A 19,856-nucleotide genomic window follows, 5' to 3' on the forward strand; every position below is an offset into this window, starting at 1 on the left:
AAAGATGATCAAAAGAGTAATTTTAAATCGAAAAATAATGCTGTTTTTTGTAGCCCTGATTGGATTGATGGGACTATATGCTTATAATGTTACACCGAAGCAAGAAGCGCCTGATATTGCCGCTACGACTGCCATTGTAACAGCTATCTTTCCAGGGGCATCCCCTTCAAATGTGGAAGCGTTGGTCACTTCTAAAATTGAAAAAGCGCTCAGTAATATTGAGGGTTATGAGGCATGCTCTTCTTATTCCAACAACAGTGTTTCAACGATGGTCGTCAAGTTTAAATACGGGGTTGATGTGGATGCAACTTGGGATAAGCTCAGACGTGCCATGGTGGATGTCCAATCTGAATTGCCCGATGAAGTGCTGACGATTGAGGTCAATACGGATGTCACAGAAACTACGGGTATTTTAATTGCACTTTCAAGCGATACGTACTCTTACGAAGCGTTGAGTAATTATGGTAATGAAGTCATTTCTAAACTATCTCGCGTGGATGGTGTTGCAAAATTTGAAATTTCTGGTGAGATTTTAAAACAACTTACAGTTGAAATTGATTATCAAAAACTCAATGCACTGAATTTGTCTTTCAATGAAATTAAGCAGCTCATTCAAAGTCAAAATATTGAGATTCCCTCGGGTAAAATAGAAGATGACGGTTCTAAGATAAATTTGACCATGGATGGCACTTTTCAGAGCCTTGATGATATAGGAAATATTATCATTGGCGTTTCCAGTGAAAATGGATCGGTATTGAGGCTCAAAGATATTTCGAAAATCTATTTTGAAGACGAAGTAGGATTGGTAAAATATCGAAGCCAAGGGCAGAAGGCCATTTTGATTACTGGCTATTTTGAAAAGAATAAAAACATTGTGACCATAGGCAAAGACGTTAGAACAGAAATTGAGGCCATTAAAAAGGAATTGCCTGATCATCTTGAATTTAAAGAAGTGGTTTTTCAACCTGAGGAAGTGGACGATGCCATACACAATTTTCTGGGCAATCTATTCATGGGGATTATTTTGGTGATCGTCGTCGTCTTAGTTGGCATGGGTGCTCGAAATGCAGTAATCGTATCGCTTGCAATACCCCTTTCCATATTGTCTACTTTTGTCATGATGGCCGTTTTTCATATTCAGATTCATCAAGTTTCCATAACCGCATTAATTGTGGCTTTGGGCATGTTGGTGGACAACGCAATTGTCGTAAGCGATGCCATTCAACACAAGTTGGATGCTGGCGAACCCAAATTAGAGGCTTGTGTAAATGGTGCTAAGGAAGTGAGCATCCCTGTATTGACTTCGACGTTAACCACCATAGGTGCATTTTCACCGTTCTTGATGTTAAATTCCATAGCGGGGGATTTCGTAAAAGCTTTGCCGATAATTGTCATCATTGCACTTTCGGCGTCCTATCTGATTGCACTCTTTGTGACGCCTGCAATGGCCTATATATTTTTTAAACCATCAACTAAGAAAGTGATTACTGTCGATCAAACCTTTGTGTATAAGATGCTGAACTATGCACTTGCTCATAAGAAAATGGCATTGGCATTGGGGTTGGCTTGCATCATTCTATTGGGATCAACTGTTTGGATGACTCATGTTGTCTTCTTCCCAAAAGCGGATAAGGATTTGCTCTATATCGATGTCACAGCAGATCGCAATGTGGATATTGAATACACTCAGACTGTAACAGATCAAATTGAACAGATCTTGGGCAATGATCCTGGTGTTGTGAGCTATACCACGGCTTTAGGGGGTGGCGTTCCAAAATTTTATCAGACTATGGGTATTACGACTACGATTCCAAGCAATGCACAAATTGTCATTAAAGTGGCTTTAGATCAAACGGATTTCAATAAAAATACACCTTATGCCGATGATTTGCAAAGGCGAATAGACGCCGTATTAATTGGCGGCAAAGCAACGGTAAAAGAGCTGGAGAGTGCTGAGCCAATAGGTGCGCCTATAAATATCAGATTCTTTAGTACAGATCAAACCAAGCTCAAAACGATTTCAGAACAAGCTGTGACCAGTCTTGAATCCATTGAAGGGACTAAGAATGTGAGATCCGATTTGAGTCAAAAAGTTTATGAATTTTCAATTGATATACACGAAGAGCAAGCCGCTTATCTGGGGATTTCCAAATACGATGCTTTAAATGAAGTGAGTATTGCACTGAGAGGTCGTGAGGCAAGTATCTACAGAAGTGAAGGTGTGGAAAGTGATATTATCGTCAAAAGCAATTTGGACAGTATTGAAGCTCTGGAGAACTTAGCGATTAAGTCATCTGTCACTGATCATAAAATCCTCTTGAAAGACATTGCAACAGTTGTGTTAGAACCCGTAAATCCAACGATTATAAAGTATGACCAAAAGTATGCGGTCAAGGTGTCCAGTGATGTCCTCAGTGGTTATAGTCGTCAAGAGATTGTAAGTTTGTTTCGCCAGCAGTTAGAGGCAAAAGATTTGGAGGGCATCTCCTTTGAGTTTGATGGTGAAGGGGAAAAGATCAAATCCAATTTTGGCAATTTGGGCATCAGTGCCCTTATCGCATTGTTGTTTATTTATGCGATTATATTGATTCAATTTAAATCCTATAAACAGCCCTTTATTATTCTGTTGACGGTGCCACTCGCTTCGACGGCGTCGGTCTTTGGACTGTTTATCACCAATCAACCGCTCTCTTTTACTGCTCTGGTGGGCATCATCAGTTTGATTGGGATTGTGGTCAACAATGCAATCGTGCTTTTGGATTATATTAACAGTAAACTGGCAGAAGGGTTAGATGTAGATGAAGCGTGCCGAACCGCTTCTGTGATGAGGTTTAGACCCATTATGCTATCCACCATAACCACGGTGATCGGGTTGATTCCACTGGTGATTTCAAACAGCGAGTTGTTCAAGCCAATGGCCATTGCGCTCATGTCGGGCTTATTGATTTCAACGATGCTGACATTGGTGTTTATACCGTTGGTGGTGAGTATGGTTATTGGAAAGGAGTAGCCACATTCGCATATATCGGCCGACTTTTTTTATACCGTTCTCATTTCTAACTTTTGGGTAATATGAAAATCCCCCACCCACCTATATACACCCTTCGGACTAGAGTCCTCGCTTGCGCTGCGGATAGCCCTGCTGGTGTATATAGGTGGGTGGGGGATGGTTTTTTACATGTTCAATAAATGCCCTATACACTGAATGTGAACGAGGGCAAACTTTTTTATAGATATTTAGATAAATTTTTTTAAAATGGAGGAGTATTCATTTTTATATATTTTGATCAGGAATCCCCACTAATTAATTTGATCTGGTATTTTATGAATTTGCTATTTATGGTAAAATATTTACACAAAGTATAATTTAAGAGGTGAAATATGCTATCTTGGAAAGAATATATAGAAAAAACTGTAAAAAATTACGAAGAATACAATAAACTGGAAATTTCTATAGATGGCTTTCCTAATGTTACCAATATACCTAGTATTGTTTTATTAAGCCTAGAACTTAATAAAATAACTGATGGAAATCTCGGGCTAATATTGCCAAAATCATTCGTTTATGTTTATTTGATGGCTGTATTATACCAACTTGAAATAATTAGTAAAATTAATTTTAATGATAACATTATAGATCAATTTAAAAGTGGAGAGCTATTGAAGTGCGGTAATAGTATTGTTGAGTTTGATAAAGTTGATTATAGCGATGGTATTGGTAGAATATGGGTTCGCACAGCAGATACCAACACTGGAATACCGCTAGAATCTGCCCCGCTACTGCAGTATACTAAAACTAAAAAGAAATTATCAAAAGACAAGAAATTTAATTCTGAGCATAAGAGGCAGACTTTAGAAAATATGAAACTAAAAAGTGATGGCATTATTTTAAAAGCCAAAAGACTGAAAACGCATGTAAATAGTAGTGTGTGTATTGTAACTAATCAAGGTAAGTTTATTGATTTTATTAAGACTACAACCATTAACAAACAACCTCTTATTGATTTGTTATATACGGTAAGATTAGATTATAATGGTGGTCTGATTGATGTATCAACAGGGAAATTAGAAGGGATACCAAGTATAGTTATTGCATCCGATATTTATAAAGCTCATGAGTATATAGAGTCACATGATTCAGTAAAGCAACTTATTGTTGATATAACTGATGCGACTGATTTAGAAGCAGAATATTATACACATCAAAAAATAAAGGAGTATGGTGTAAAGACGCTTTTTATATCGGATTTAACTAAGAAAACGGATATAATTGAATTAGAAAAAATGAATGCAAGCATATGGGAATGGACACGAGAACTGGTAAAACAAATGCCAAATTTGAGTTTAAATAATAAATTAGATTTAGAATTAAATAACTATGTAAATCATGATTTGGAGTGCATTCATTGCCCAAATGATAAATTCGCTATTGTGTATGATTACATTCGTGAAATAAAAAGTGATGATGATTTAGAAGAAGAATTTTTTGATGCCTATATTAAGCTAGTTGGCATCTTTTATCGATTGTTGTTGATACCAATAATTATAGATTCTATAGAGAGAGAGAATATAATAAATAAAATTTATGAAATTAGAAAAGAGATAGAAGCAAATTCTAAAAGGATCTGTTCACACACACATAAGATGTTGGCAAATTTAACAGAAAATTTAATTATATTAGCAGGTAATCGAACTAACGATAAATCTAGTTTGTTAAGAAAATTGATATCTCAGTGCTCAGAAGGAAAAGTAGCTATTATTATTAAGAATAGAGCTGATAAAAAACGAGTAGAAGATTATATTCTGCGTCTTCATTATAATAAAAAGAATTTGAAAGTTGTCGTAAAAACAGTGCAAGAATATAAGAAAAAAGATTCTGTTTTTTTTGATGCTGTAATTTGCTCTGGTTGGTTTGGTGAGAACCATATGAAATCTATTTTTTATTCGAATAAGACAGCAAAGATAAAAGTTTTGCTGTATGAAATTGAAGAACATTGGAGAAAAACACATACTAGAAATTGGGCTAAATTTTCTATAAAAAGTTCAAATGAAATAATTCTTAAAGATGTCAAATTGGATTTTGAAAATAGCAATAGGCAAATGATTTTTACAGAGAGTGTTTTAAATTCTGAATTTATAATAGATATGGATAAATTAATTAATACTTATCAATTTTCATTGTATAAAACTAATAGCAGTCATTTGAAAGAAAAAGTAATAGCAGTTAATTTTTATGAAGGAGGAATTGCATTTTTTAAAAAAAATCATAAACTTATTGTTATTAATGATATTATTGAAATAGGATTAAATAGAATACAAGAAAAAAGTGCTGGTCAGTTATTGGAAGGTGATATTATTGTTATAAGGGATTCTCAAAAAGATATTATAAGAGAAATGGCTGACAATATTTTAAATTCAAATGGTTATAATGATGTAAGACAAATATCCTGTCGCTGGAAAGAAGTTTTACAAAATAAATTAGAAACATCGGAGTTCAGTGAATTATATTACTCGTTGAGTAATAATGGCTGCAGCGTTACGGAAAGTTGTGTTAGAAATTGGATTTACAATGATCATATGATAATGCCAAATGATTTTGATCATGTATCATTAATTCTTTCGTTAGATTCAAATAAAATACACCCAGAAGAAGTAGAGAAAATTTATAGTGCAGGTAAAATAGTTAAAAGTGCACATGTTTCAGCGGGGAAAAAATTATCTGAATTACTATATTCAAGTTTAAGAGGAAAATATATAAAAAGTAAATTTGTAAATAGCGAAATGACATTACAATCAGAAATTGAATTGGAAGTAGTGGGTAAAATTAAAGTGTTGAAAATTGACAAAATTACCAACAATATAACAATTGATGCCTCGTACGCAAACAAGTTTTATTTAGATTAAGTTAAAAATTCTGAGAAAAGTGTTTACTATAAAAAGTAAGTTAGGAGCGTTTTATGAATAAAATTCAAAAATATTCTTCGTTAAGTAAAGAAGATAAAGATATTTATCTTCAGGAAATTGTATCAGAATTGGAGTCTGCTAAAGTAAAGAAAGATAAAGTTAATGTATTAAAAATAGAAAGAGAAATAACTGCAATGCTTCGTTCAGAGTTTGTTGATGCCATGAAGACGGATTTTATTGGTCCCTATCCTGAAGAAGAGGAATTAAAAATATCAGAAAGTCCTTCTAGTAATTACTTGACAGGTATTTTACAGCCTAAATCTTTTGAAGACGAGGAGATAGTTGATTATATAGAAAGCAATATAGGGGAAAAAGCTCAAAATGAGTATATTAATAAACAAGAATTTGATGAGTATGAAAGAGATAGAAGTGAGAATGACGATGAAGAAGATGATGACAAAAATATTTCTAAATTTAAATCTCAAAGTTCAGCTGGTTTAAATTTCTTTTTAGATTTGGATGTTAAAAAATTAAATGTTCTTGCGACATGGGGGGAATATGAGACTGAAACTTACAAGCAAGAATATATACCTAAAAATTCTGATGAAATAAAAATTAAAAATAAGAGAAGATATAGAAGAAAACAGATTAATAAAGATAAAAAATATATGATAGATTTATTTGATGATAGAAAAGAATTGAAACTGACGGAGGATGGAATTTTTTTAAGGTGGGTTTGCTTCAAATTGCTTAACACAGAAAAAACTATGGTTGCTTTGTATTTGAGTAACGAAAGAGAAAAAAAGAGCAATAAACAAGATATTACAAAGAATATGTATCAAGTTGAACTTGAAGTTGAAGGAGTAGATTGTGAGCATCCTTTTGTATCTCGTACAGAGGCATATGGGTTTAAAACTTCAGAAGATTATTATTATAAAAACAAACCATATTTTGGTCAAGGATACGGTTGTGCTGTCAATTGGGAAAAACCAAAAGGACAACGTACATCAAAGATAAAAATTTCATTTCTTCCTACTGAAGAAATACCTGGTGTAAGTCCAGATAGGAAAAAGTTTATTGGTAAGTTATCTATGAAAAAGTTCTCTATGGATACTGAAAAAGAGAATACTATAGGTATACTTAATGCACTTGCTGATGAATATGAAGAATGGATAGATAAAGAAAAATATCATGAGTTTATGAATGATGAAAATTATAGATCTAAAGGTAATGACATAATAAAAAAATGTGAAGAATCACTTAGTAGCATACGCAAAGGAATATTGTTACTCGATGATAATATTGTTTTTGAAAGCTTTAAATTCATGAACGAAGCACTTCATTTTTCAAGAGCACTTAGTAAATTTAGCAAAGATAGAAATGCAAAAGAAGCAGAGTTACTAGAACTTCGAACGGAAAATCATTCATTTTGGCGTCCGTTCCAGATCGCTTTTATTTTAAAAAATATTGAGAGTATTGTTGATAAAAAATCGAATGATAGCAAAAATGTAGAGCTGTTATATTTCCCCACTGGCGGAGGTAAGACAGAAGCTTATTTGGGGATAATTGTATTTGCAATTGCGTTAAGAAGGTTCCGCAAAGATACAGATGTAAATTACGAATATGATGGTGGTGTTACCGTATTTCTGAGATATACACTAAGACTACTAACAACACAGCAAAGAGATCGATTGTTAAAAGTTATTAGTGCAGCAGAACTTTTAAGACACGAAGGAAAATATAGATTGGGAAAGGCACCTATTTCTATTGGGTTTTGGGTTGGTGGCACTACAACACCAAATAAGTTTGATGATCTAGTTGAAAATGAATATAGAACAAGGTTCATAATAGAACGATTAAAGGGAAATTTATACGATCAAATAAGAAGTTGTCCAATTTGTGGTACTAAGTTAACTGCTGAGTGTCATGACTTAAGCGTAAAGGGAAGAGAGAAGTTTCATAAAATCTATTGTTCAAAGAAAGGCTGTGCGTTCTCAAGGGAAAGTGGCAAAAGAATTCCTGTAGACCTTATAGATGAAGCCATATATAGAAATTGTCCAACGGTTGTTATTGCAACAGTTGATAAATTTGCTCAAATAGCAACGAAAGAGGATTCTCATCTACTTTTTGGTAAGCGAGATAGGTATCTAGAGGGATATGGAAATATTCTTTGTGGGAGTGAATTTAAGAGTAGAAAAAAACCAAATATAGTAAAACCTTTTTTTCCTCCTGAATTGATTATTCAAGATGAATTACATCTTATAACGGGACCGTTAGGAACACTTTATGGTCATTATGAAACTGCTATTGAGGAATTGTGTAGAATATATTATGATGACTGGACATTAATGCCCAAATATATTGCGTCTACAGCAACAATTAGAAATGCATTGGATCAAATTCAGTCTTTGTATGGCAAAAAATTCACTCAATTTCCGGCTCCGGGTCATGAATCAGCTAGTTCTTTTTTTGCTGAAGAACTAGACTTAGATATTAATCCCTTTAGATTGTACGCCGGGATTTATGCACCCGGCTCATCTGTTAAAACAACGGTTCTAAGAGTTTACGCTGTAATTATTCAGACAGCTATGAGATTTAGAACTCATGAAATATTCAAGAATTATCTAGATCCATATTGGACACTGATTGGTTACTTTAATAGTAAGCGTGAGCTTGGTGGGACAGTTAGATTATTGCAGGACGATATTCCTAGCAGAGTAAAAGTTTTGGCTAATCGCAATAATGATGAAAAACCTAGAACAAATATAAAATACAAGGAGATTACTTCAAGAATAAAATCAAAAGATATACCATTACTATTGGAAGAATTAGAAAATGGACTCAAAAATGGTGATAATGGAAATGAAATTTTAGATGCTGTAGTAGCAACCAATATGATAAGCGTGGGGATGGATGTTGATAGATTAGGTGTTATGGCAGTTACAGGTCAACCGAAGACAACTTCAGAATATATTCAAGCAACAAGTAGAGTTGGACGTAGCATGCCAGGACTTGTTTTTAATATTATTAATCCTTACAGGAATAGAGATATGTCTCACTTTGAAAATTTTAAGGCTTATCATGGGCAACTGTATCGGTTTGTAGAGGGGACAACTGCAACACCTTTTTCTACGAGAGCACGTGAAAGATCGTTACATGCACTTTTGGTTGCGATGTTAAGAGGAATGCATGATGAAATGCGTGCAAATAATAAGGCATATAATTTAAATAAGCTTGAAGCTAATAAACTTAGTTTAACTATAGAACACTTATTGGACCGAGTAAGAATTGTTGATCCGATGAACACTTTCGATACTGAATCAGAAATATTAGCCTTTATAGATGAGTGGAAGATACTTATTTCGAGTTTTGATCATTTGCATTATATAGAGTGGAATTCAAAAAATACTAAAGTAAAGAAGAAAAAACTTTTCAATTATCCTAATAATAAATGGGATAATCATGAAAGAACGGCACTTCAATCGTTGAGAAATGTTGAAGAAGATGTAGAAATATATCATTGGGAGGGATATGATGTATAGCAATAAAAAACCGACTATAAGTAAAATGCAACCACTTCAACTGTTAACAACATTTGGGCCTGGATCTATCCATGATGCGGTTAAAGATTCTTTAACAATATTAGATATTGATTATTGGAATGGTGGTTATGCCCCAGAAGATTACATGGGCAAAGACATCAAATTCTTGCATTTTGCAAATTTACTAAGAGTTAAATCTTTTAAGGAACCAAAGCCAGGGAAAAAATCAATACCATCAATATCATTTCCTGACTGGCATATATGCAAACGCTGTGGCTCTATGTTTAAACAATCAGAGAAAAAAATGAACCATGAGTATTCATGGAAGGGACCAAAATGTGATTGTGGAAGTGATGCTTTTCCCTCAAGATTTGTAGTATCGTGTGAAGCTGGTCATTTAGATGATTTTCCATACCGTGAATGGGTCCATCACGGAACATCGAATTGTAATGGTGAATTAACAATGAAGAGTGATGGTTTTTCATCTGAATTAGATGCAATTAAAATTAGTTGTACTTGTGGCGCTAAACGAACCTTAGCTGGAGCAACAACAACAAATAATTTTAGAGAGTATAAATGTTCTGGAAACCATCCGCATAGACCTGATCAATTTAATGAAAAATGCGATAAACATGTTATACCAAGCTTAAGAGGTGCATCAAGTATATATTTTCCAGTATTAAAAAGTGCATTAAAAATTCCTCCTTGGGATAATCCTAAACTTAAAATAGTTGAGGAGATATATGAGGAAATAGAGAAGTTCTGGAATATGGAACTGAAAAGATATAATAAAACAAATGGTTATGGGCCTGAAAATGAAAGTGAGTTTTATTGGAAGACTGTAGAAGAGTATTATGATCTACAAATTGAAGAGAAGGGCATTATAAGCAAGGATGACTATATTGATGCGCTTGAGAAACTAAAAAATAATGTCAATTCAACTTCAGAATTAAGACAAAAAGAATATGAATCTATTCTAAAAAATAGAGATATGAGCAACAAAAAAATTATTTGTGATTTTAAGGCTAGAGAAGTTGAATTATCACATGAGTTGGACCGTTATATAACAACGTTAGTCCGAATAGAGAAGTTAAAAGAAGTGATGGTTCTTAAAGGGTTTACTAGAAGTGGATTTCCAGATCCTGAAAATGATGATGACTCTAAGATCGTAGATCTCAATTATCAAAGGACAAACTGGTTGCCAGCAGTGACTATAAATGGAGAAGGTATATTTATTGAGCTAAATAGAGCTGAACTTGATAGATGGAGTGGTAAACCTGAAATTAAAGAGTTGTCAAAAGAATATGAAGATAATTATAAATTATATTTAGAAGAACGAGGTTGGCAATACCAAAGTAAAAGGGATTCAAATTATGTTTTGCTTCATACGCTAGCACATATTTTAATTAAACAAATGTCATTGAAAAGCGGTTATTCTTCAACTGAAATTAAAGAAAGAATCTACTATAGTGAATCCATGTCCGGAATATTATTGTACACAGGATGTGCAGATAGAGAAGGGACTCTTGGTGGTTTAGAGGAAATGGGGAAAAAAGAAAAATTTGAGGAGTTGCTTTACGAAGCACTCCAAGAGGCAACAACTTGTTCATCTGACCCTGGATGTATGTATTCAAATCCTTTCAAGGAAAGCGTTAATGGTGCAGCATGTCATTCTTGTACTATGATACCTGAAACGGCTTGTGAGAATGGTAACAGATTATTGGACCGAAGAATGCTTGTCTCAACAGGCAATAAAAAATATAGAGGATTTTTTGAAGAATTGGTGGAAGAAAAATGTGGCATAAGGATATTATAGTTTCATTAGTGGCAACGCAAATAAAAAATGATATGATACGTTTCAAAAAGAAATTTGACGAAGGTTGTATTTTTGAGAATGAATTGTTAGAGTTTTCATCCATAAAAGAGATGAAAAAAAGGATTCCAGATATCACTAATGAGCAATGCATCTTTATGTTACAACTTGGAATTAAATTATTAGATAGCAATGATGAAGATACTGCTTTGATTGTTACAGCTCCGTTAGCAAGTGGTCTGAATGCTAGACGAACTGAACCAACATATGTAGAATTGATTAAAAAAGCTAAGAGAAGTATATTGCTTACAGGTTACTCTATTTCCACGTATGCAGCAAGTATAATCAATGAGTTGCATTATGCGGCTAGATGTAGTATACCAATAGATTTTTATGTGAATGACTATAATAAAAATAAGCATCACCTTGAAACACTTCAGTCTTTAAAATTGTCATCGGTAAGAATATATGACTTTGTGAAACCTGAAAAGTCAAATCAATCACTTCATGCAAAAATACTTATAATAGATGATAAAGAAATATTAATTACTTCATCGAATCTTTCCTATAATGGTATGGGTGGTAATGTAGAATTAGGAGTTCTAATAAAATCAAGTGATAAAGCTAGAGAAATAAGAAAAGTATTCAACAAATTATACGATTCTAAAAGCTTTAAAAGAATTTACTGGTAAAGAAGAAAAGAGCAGCTTTATTCTTTGTTTTAGAATAAATTAGTAAAAAAGATATTGGTCTTTTCACTCTGTCCAATAGATTGATTTAGAGATATAATAGAGATAGAAGAAATAATAAAGGTGGTGAGAGTTGTGAATTTTATAGATTTATTCTCAGGAGCAGGTGGTCTATCTGAAGGATTTATCAAAGCTGGATTTAATGCTGTTGCACATGTGGAGATAGATAATTATGCATGTGCAACGATGGAAACAAGGACTGCATATCATAAATTAAAAGAACAAGGCAAACTTGAGATTTACAAATCTTATCTTAAAAAGGAAATTGATAGAGAAATGCTATTTCGACATATCGGAGAGGACATTAAAGAAACTGTCATAAATGAAAGCATATCAAATGAGACAATTCATTCAATTTTTAATCGGATAGATACTCTTATGAAAAACCAAAATATAACAGAAATTCCTTTGATTATAGGAGGACCTCCTTGTCAAGCGTACTCAGTAGTAGGAAGATCGAGAGATCCAAATGGAATGAAAGATGACCCTAGAAATTTTCTCTATAGAATGTATATAAAATTCTTAATTAAATATAAGCCAAGAGCATTTGTATTTGAAAATGTATTGGGCATTAAATCTGCTCAAAATGGAAAGATATATGAAAATTTAAAAAGAGAAATGCAAGAAGCAGGCTATACTATAAATAATAGGATAATAGATGCATCAAAGTATGGTGTTTTACAAAGAAGAAAGAGAGTGATAATTGTAGGTTGGAGAAATGACTTATCTTATAAATATCCTGAGTTAGAGGAAATAGATAACCAATATATGGTATCAGAAGTTTTTTGTGACTTGCCAAAGTTACAAGCAGGTGAAGCTGATATAACTGGGAAATATAGGGCTACTCCATCAAAATACTTAGTTGAGAGTGGAATAAGGAAACCTGATGATATACTTACACATCATGTTGCTAGGCCTCATATTGATAGAGATAAAAAAATATATTTAAAGGCGATTGATAGATGGTATGATAAAGGTGAGCGTTTAAAATATACAGATTTAGAAAAAAATGAAATGACTCATAAGAATACTAAATCTTTTTTAGACCGATTTAAAGTTGTTGCTGATAACTTAACCTATTCACAAACGGTCGTTGCTCATATAGCCAAAGATGGTCACTATTATATACACCCTGACAGAGAGCAATGTAGATCATTAACAGTTAGAGAAGCAGCAAGATTACAATCATTTCCAGATGATTACTATTTTGAAGGGCCTAGAACTTCAACTTTTAAACAAATTGGGAATGCTGTACCGCCAATCTTGGCAGAACAAATAGCAAAAAAAATGAAAGATTTGCTTAAATCTGAATAAAAATCAAAATTTTATCGAAATAAATTCTGTTTGAAAAAATATTCTCGAAGGTAATCTCTAACATGAATGGGATTATATTATGTAGAGATTTTTTTTAGTGCTGAAAAGGCAAATGTTTGATTGATCTAGTGTAAAAATAATTGATCTCTACACCTATCCTCATCCTCAATTTATCGACAATACAAAAAGTCCCCCACCACCTATATACATCAGCAGGGCTATCCGCAGCGACAGCGAGGACTCTAGCCCGAAGGGTGTATATAGGTGGTGGGGGATGGTTTTTATACTATGTATCTCTTAAAGGCTATAAATATATTGTATGTCCAATCGATATTGATAGTGATAGAACCATTAATTTTTATGTGATACAATGGAAATATGTGAGTATTCCGGACTAAATTGAGCAGTGGTTCCGATGAATGAGACCAGTGGGTACATTTTTTTAGACCACCCATTCTTGTCTATTAATCGCTTCATTATTGAGAAAATTAAAAGCTGCAAATACTATATGGAATATTGTTGTACATCTTATATGTGAGCCTAGGTTAAGCATGACCATTCTATAACGTTGCCTGTAGATTCCGACAGCAAAACTCCACTTGCACGGTGATATAGAGCCACTGTCACGGTTAAACAGAGCCACCTTCACGATGAGGTGAACCATTCTGCAATAAATCCTATAATGGTATCAGCACACATAAGTGTGACTACCATTACAGGAGGTCGATAATCATGGTGAATTACCGAGAAATTCTTAGGTTGAAAAGCCTCGGCTACTCACAACGGCAGATTGCAGCAAGTGTACACAGCTCACGTAACACAGTAAAGGATGTGCTTGTTTTAGCTTCAAGTGTCGGTATTAAATGGCCACTAGATGAAGCTGCAACAAATGAGTCGCTCCACGAAGCCCTTTATCCAGGGCGTGTAGCAATATCAAGCGGCAGGCAACTACCAGACTATCCTTACATTCACAAGGAACTGGCAAAGCCCGGCGTTAATCTAACGTTGCTTTGGAGTGAATACTGCGAAAAGTGTTACAACGCAGGTGCAACTCCATACATGTACTCCCAGTTCTGTGACAAGTACAGACACTGGGCAAGAATCACCAAGGCAACTATGCGTATCAAACATAAACCAGGTGATACCATGCAGGTTGACTGGGCAGGTAATACAATACCGGTCCATGATTCGGTGACCGGTGAAGTAGACAAAGCCTATCTTTTCATTGCAGCGTTACCCTGTAGTTGTTATGTTTATGCAGAGGCCTGCTTGGATATGACATCCGCCAGTTGGCTTTCATGCCATGTTCATGCCTACGAATACTTTGGCGGTGTTACAAGACTGCTCATCCCCGACAACCTCAAGACTGGTGTCATCAAGAATACCCGAAATGAAACCATCTTGAACAGAAGCTATCAGGAGATGGCTGAACACTATGACACAGCCATTATTCCTGCTAGGGTGAAGCGCCCTAAAGACAAGAGTGTTGCTGAAGGCTCTGTGAAGTACGCATCCACCTGGATTATTGCGGCTTTGAGAAACCAAAAGTTTTTCACCATCGACGAGGTTAGACGGGCAGTGCGTGAAAAACTGGAGGAACTGAACAACTACCCATTTAAGAAACGAGAAGGGAATCGCCATAGTGCTTATTTTGATGAGGAACAAGCATTTATGAAACCACTCCCTGTAGCCCCGTTTGAACCGGCAGACTGGTCCTCTGCAACGATCCGTCCTGATTATCTCATAACGGATGGCATAAACAAATACTCAGTTCCTTTTGATTTAATCGGAGAAACGCTTGATATTCGAGTTACAAGCAAAGCTGTCGAGGCGTTCTACCATGGTTCAAGGGTAGCTTCCCACTCAAGGGTACACATGCAACAAAGAGATCCAATCACTAAGAAGGAACACATGCCGTCCGAGCACCAGAAGTACCTTGCCTATAACAAAGAAGATTTCCTTGTGTGGGCGATGTCAGTCGGACCGAAGACTACCGAAGTGGTTGAACGCTTCTTGTCTTCTGGGAAAGAGCCTGAACAGGGTTATAAATCATGTGCCAGCCTAAGCAAACTTGCTGATAGTTATAGCAATAACCGGCTCGAAAAAGCCTGTGACCGTGTGCTGATTTACAGCAACTCACCTACTATTCGCAACATTCGTACTATACTGAAAAACGGTCAGGATCGGTTGAAGAAGGAAAAACCACAACCACCTTCTCCAAACAGCTATGGCATCACCCGTGGTGCAGCCTACTATGGGAAGGATGGTGATCAACAATGATTAATCAGTCCACCCTTGATGCATTGCGTGAAATGAGACTTTCAGCCATGGCTTCTGAATTGGAACTTCAGCTAGCCGATCAATCCACCTACGGTTCTTTGGGCTTCGAAGAACGACTTGGCCTCATTGTTGATGCAGAGTCAAACCGCCGTAAATCCAACAAACTCAAACGGTACATTAAAACCGCAAGGTTCTCGGTACCAAGTGCCTCGATAGAAGGCGTTGAGTATCATGAAGACAGACGACTGGACAAAGCACAGATCATTCGCTTTGCCACATGTCAGTATATAGAGGATCACCATCATATCATCATCAAAGGGGCCTCTGGAAACGGTAAGACTTATCTCAGCAATGCCCTTGGAAATGCAGCCTGTAGAAAGTTCAAATCAGTTCGCTACATCCGTATGCCGGAACTCATTGATGAACTGAATGTAGCAAAGGGATGCGGCAACTTAAAGAAGACAATCAAGTCCTACCAAAAGGTTGATCTGCTTATCCTTGATGAGTGGTTAATCCGCACATTATCCCCAAATGAAGCTTATGACCTCCTTGAAATTGTAGAAGCCAGATGCGGCTCAACCATCAAAGGTTCCATCATTTTCTGCACACAGTATGAAACAGATGGTTGGTATTCTCGGATCAATCCTGACCCAGATAACGATAGTCCCATATCCGAAGCAATCATGGACCGTATCATCCATAACTCCTACGAAATCATGATTGACGGGAGGGTTTCTATGAGAGAACGACACGGTCTAAAAAGTTCTCAAAAGGTTGGTGATGGAGATGTATGATGAGCTAATCGAAGCACTCTATGAAAAGTTTAACCTTTACGAGTTCTGTAGACTGATTGATTGTCTGATCAAAGATATACAGCATCTTGAGTCAGAAACCGTCAAAACCAGATACACCCTTAGCAAGTATCTTGAGCCTCCGTATGACGAATTCATGAGGAGTGATATACTCTCGGGTCTTGCTGGCAGGTATTACGATCATCCTGCTTACAAAATCTATATTCAGTTGTTATATAACAATCAGGACCCCATGGATTCGGATGAGTGGGTTGATCACATAACAAACCTTACTCATGACCATGATGACTCTGAAAATTAACTATTAATGCCAAGCGGCTCAGCTTCCGTGAGGGTGGCTCTCATCCTCCGTGAAGCCGGCTCTAAAAGTCCGTGCAAGTGGTATTTGCACTCCGGAATATACATTGCCTGACTAATAATGTTATCTGTATAATTAAACGCTTTCTCAGGTTATTCTGAACAGCTCTTAAGCATTTTCAACTGAAAGGTCCGTCAAGGTCCATGTTTTGTGATCGAAAATTAGCGACATGATTCACCCCATTATTCAAGTCAATTAAGTTGATACATTGCATACTGCCTTCAACTTTTCATCAGTAAATCTTGTTTATTTTCACGTTAAATAACTATGAACTTAGTCAAAATTGTATGATACATCATTAATGATCAGTCCACCGGAACTACTGGTCCCATTTTTCAGATTGGGGGGCAATACACATCGGACTCAGTGGTCTATTTGAAAAGAATATTCAAATATGTAAGCAAACAACCCTGTTTATCTTCATATATATCATTGAAAATTGGGTTGTGAAGTTCATTGTTTTAGTAATCTGAGGAGTGTGAAATGAAAAATCAAAAGAAAAAAATAATCGTCGTATTATGCTCTATTCTACTTATAGGTGTGTCTTGGTTCCTAGATAAAGATAGATACATAAAAGATAATATTGTCACTATTGATCAAGCAGATGGGATTCAAATTGTCACCGAAGAAAAAGCAGTATCCTATCCATTTGATGAGAAATTAATTGATCTCGTATCCTATTCTGGCTTTGTCGTTAAAGTAGATAATTTTTTTGTTGAATTATTTTCACCTTACAGTAATAAGCTGACTAAAATGGATATGAGTATTAGGTATAACAAAAGTGAATCAACAATTGCTACCGCCGATGTTTATCAGTCGAATGACAAACCAGAAGAATATATTTTATATATGAATAACGTTTACTGGACAACGTCTTCAAAACTGGTAGATTTATTAGAGTTAATAGAATAATGTCTTGACTTTACAAGATATCTATCGCGGTTCTCATCCTCGAATATATACAATATCAAACCAATTCGAGGTAAAGTGTATGTTCGATTTTAGTCAAATAACCCCATATCGTGATGGAAAACTCGGTTTTATAGCAGGCTTATGTGAACAAATAAATATGGATCAAATTTTTAATGCAGCATTAGAAAAACAAACAGGAAGACCAGCGGAAATTCCTTATGGCTCACTTGCAAAACGACTTCTTATGAACATGGCAGATGAGCATCAGCCGCTTTCACGACTTAGTGAATACTTTCGGAATTGTCCGTATCTACTTTCAAAAGATATGGAATTAAATTAACGAATGTCAACTTTGATACAACCTCCAAGCCTATTATCGAGATTGAAACGACAACAAAGCCATCAGTCTATAGACTGCTCGACGCAACCTGTGTATAAAAAGGTATTCCCCAACGATCAGTAGGTCGTTCTAGAAAAGACGAAACACCGGTATCAAACTACTTAGTGAAAAGTAACATATTGGTTCACCAAACTTCGATCGAAGAACAGATCACGCGCGAGTGTTTTTTTGTTGTGCCCTCCACAAAGCTTGGGATGTCAGCGCAGAGGATTCTTGAAAAATAAGAGTCTCAAAGCGCAGTTGAGCGCAAGTTTCAGTTCCTGAAATCGCCTCAATTTGTAAACTCACTTTATGTTGACTCAATCCATCGTGTTGAAGCTATCAGTTATCTCGTGGTGTTTGCAATCGTTAAAAAGACTTAAATTTTTTTCTGGGAATGATGTTATATATTCAGCGGAATATGAGGTGAATTTAATTATTTTCTCTTGACAGTTAGCATGCTAACTGTTAGTATACTAACATGAAAGAAAATAATATAACTATAAACTGTTTGGCGTTTCAATTAAGTATGGCCCGTAAAAAGGTTCAAAAATGGTATGAGAGATATTTGGAAGAGTATGGTCTTAGTACCTCTTATGTTTATGTAATGGAGGTAATAAAGGAGTTCGGACCTTCCAGTTTGTCTCTGATAGCAGAAAAAATAGAGCTTGAGCGGGCTACTGTGAGTACTCTGTTAGGAAGAATGGAAAGAGATGGTTTTATTGAACGTTTAGTAGGAAAAGAAAGGAGATCGATGGAGGTTCATCTCACTCCGAAAGGAAAGAAAGTTTTAAATCATGCATTATCAAGCCTGCAAAATGCAGACAAGGAACTGAATGAATTACTCAGCGGGAATCTGGATGAGATAAAAAGTTCGATTCAGACTTTAAATAATAAGTTATAAAAGGAGCTGATTACTGTGAAAAAATTTATTGTACACCTTTCAAATAAACAGAGAGAGCTGATGACGAAAGAGCTTGTTACTCAGCATGCTGCATACTTAAAAAGTCTTAAAGAGCTGGGAGTGTTACCGTTTTGTGGGCCTTGTACAGATGGAACGGCGTTAATGATTGTGGATGCACCGTCTCAAGAAAAAGCAAAAGAGTATATTGATAATGACCCGTTTTCAAAAGTTAATTATTATATGGAGAGAAAAATAGTAGAGGTAGAGGAAGCAACTATAGAAAACGGTTTTCTTGTAGATGAGGTTATTGAATATCTTGAAAAAAATATATAGGTTAAAAATTAGAATTAAAAATATATTTGATGTAGAGGTTCATCGCAGAATATGAAATGATTGGCGAGGCTATCATCCTGTCGTAAGAGCAGACAGAGATAATAGAATAGATGTATATATTAGCAATGATTACATGGATATACTGACTGATGATATCTGGGAGAGCATGTTTACGACAAAGTTGCAAATATTTATAAGAAGAGAAATAAAAACATGGCTAGGGCAGATGACAGATGTTTTTTTAACTTCGGATGCCTTCTTTCCCTTTAGCGATAAATATTATACGTGCATATAAAAGTGGCGTGAGACATGTTACGCAACCAGGTCTTCACGTCATCATTTTTGCCTACTTAAGGCACGTGGAATGCGTGGTGAAGTTGGAAATACAAAGAGTAAGCGATCAATAATCTGTAACCTGAGTTCCCGGACTATCCCGTATATTATCCCCATCCCCAAATTTATTGACAATACAAAAAAATCCCCCCTCATCATACACACATCAGCAGGGCTATCCACAGCATCAGCGAGGACTCTAGCCCGAAGGGCTGTATGTATG

12 protein-coding genes and 1 pseudogene are annotated in these 19,856 nt (G+C 35.4%); all 13 read left to right on the forward strand.

Features of this window, described 5'->3' with window-relative positions:
* Positions 1-4: 4 nt before the first annotated feature.
* The 13 genes and pseudogenes from ISU02_RS00545 (at position 5) to ISU02_RS00605 (ending at position 19,300) form a co-directional block, all read left to right on the forward strand.
* Positions 5-3,010: an efflux RND transporter permease subunit gene (locus tag ISU02_RS00545; RefSeq protein ID WP_194699827.1), complete on the forward strand. Its 3,006-nt coding sequence runs from the start codon at positions 5-7 to the stop codon at positions 3,008-3,010.
* 371 nt (positions 3,011-3,381) lie between these two features.
* Positions 3,382-5,904 carry a DrmE family protein gene (locus ISU02_RS00550; RefSeq protein ID WP_194699828.1) on the forward strand — a complete coding sequence of 841 codons (2,523 nt, stop codon included), beginning with the start codon at positions 3,382-3,384 and terminating at the stop codon, positions 5,902-5,904.
* 53 nt (positions 5,905-5,957) lie between these two features.
* A complete protein-coding gene (gene drmA, locus ISU02_RS00555; protein ID WP_194699829.1) occupies positions 5,958-9,446 on the forward strand; it encodes a DISARM system helicase DrmA in 3,489 nt (1,162 codons plus the stop codon).
* Complete coding sequence (gene drmB / locus ISU02_RS00560; protein WP_194699830.1) at positions 9,439-11,262, forward strand: DrmB family protein; 1,824 nt, start codon at positions 9,439-9,441, stop codon at positions 11,260-11,262. The genes drmA and drmB overlap by 8 nt, the downstream gene beginning before the upstream one ends.
* Positions 11,241-11,951, forward strand: a complete 711-nt coding sequence (locus ISU02_RS00565) for a phospholipase D-like domain-containing protein (protein WP_194699831.1) — start codon at positions 11,241-11,243, stop codon at positions 11,949-11,951. The genes drmB and ISU02_RS00565 overlap by 22 nt, the downstream gene beginning before the upstream one ends.
* Before the next feature lie 132 nt (positions 11,952-12,083).
* A complete protein-coding gene (locus ISU02_RS00570; protein WP_194699832.1) occupies positions 12,084-13,322 on the forward strand; it encodes a DNA cytosine methyltransferase in 1,239 nt (412 codons plus the stop codon).
* A 732-nt stretch (positions 13,323-14,054) separates the two neighbouring features.
* The gene (istA, locus tag ISU02_RS00575) at positions 14,055-15,602 is read left to right on the forward strand and encodes an IS21 family transposase (RefSeq protein ID WP_194699833.1); all 1,548 of its coding nucleotides are present in this window, start codon (positions 14,055-14,057) and stop codon (positions 15,600-15,602) included.
* The gene (locus ISU02_RS00580; RefSeq protein WP_194699834.1) at positions 15,599-16,396 is read left to right on the forward strand and encodes an ATP-binding protein; all 798 of its coding nucleotides are present in this window, start codon (positions 15,599-15,601) and stop codon (positions 16,394-16,396) included. Before istA ends, ISU02_RS00580 begins: the two co-directional genes overlap by 4 nt.
* Positions 16,389-16,715, forward strand: a complete 327-nt coding sequence (locus ISU02_RS00585) for a hypothetical protein (RefSeq protein WP_194699835.1) — start codon at positions 16,389-16,391, stop codon at positions 16,713-16,715. Before ISU02_RS00580 ends, ISU02_RS00585 begins: the two co-directional genes overlap by 8 nt.
* Before the next feature lie 540 nt (positions 16,716-17,255).
* Positions 17,256-17,684 (forward strand): hypothetical protein, encoded by a 429-nt coding sequence (locus ISU02_RS00590; protein WP_194699836.1) that lies wholly within the window; start codon positions 17,256-17,258, stop codon positions 17,682-17,684.
* 79 nt (positions 17,685-17,763) lie between these two features.
* Positions 17,764-18,434 (forward strand): annotated as a pseudogene (locus ISU02_RS24510) (DUF4277 domain-containing protein); the annotation flags it as partial.
* Positions 18,435-18,544: 110 nt separating this feature from the next.
* A complete protein-coding gene (locus tag ISU02_RS00600) occupies positions 18,545-18,967 on the forward strand; it encodes a MarR family winged helix-turn-helix transcriptional regulator (RefSeq protein ID WP_194699838.1) in 423 nt (140 codons plus the stop codon).
* A 15-nt stretch (positions 18,968-18,982) separates the two neighbouring features.
* Positions 18,983-19,300 carry a YciI family protein gene (locus ISU02_RS00605; protein ID WP_194699839.1) on the forward strand — a complete coding sequence of 106 codons (318 nt, stop codon included), beginning with the start codon at positions 18,983-18,985 and terminating at the stop codon, positions 19,298-19,300.
* The last annotated feature ends 556 nt before the right edge of the window (positions 19,301-19,856 follow it).

The sequence above is a fragment of the Fusibacter ferrireducens genome, assembly GCF_015352425.1.
Taxonomy (GTDB): domain Bacteria; phylum Bacillota; class Clostridia; order Peptostreptococcales; family Acidaminobacteraceae; genus Fusibacter_A; species Fusibacter_A ferrireducens.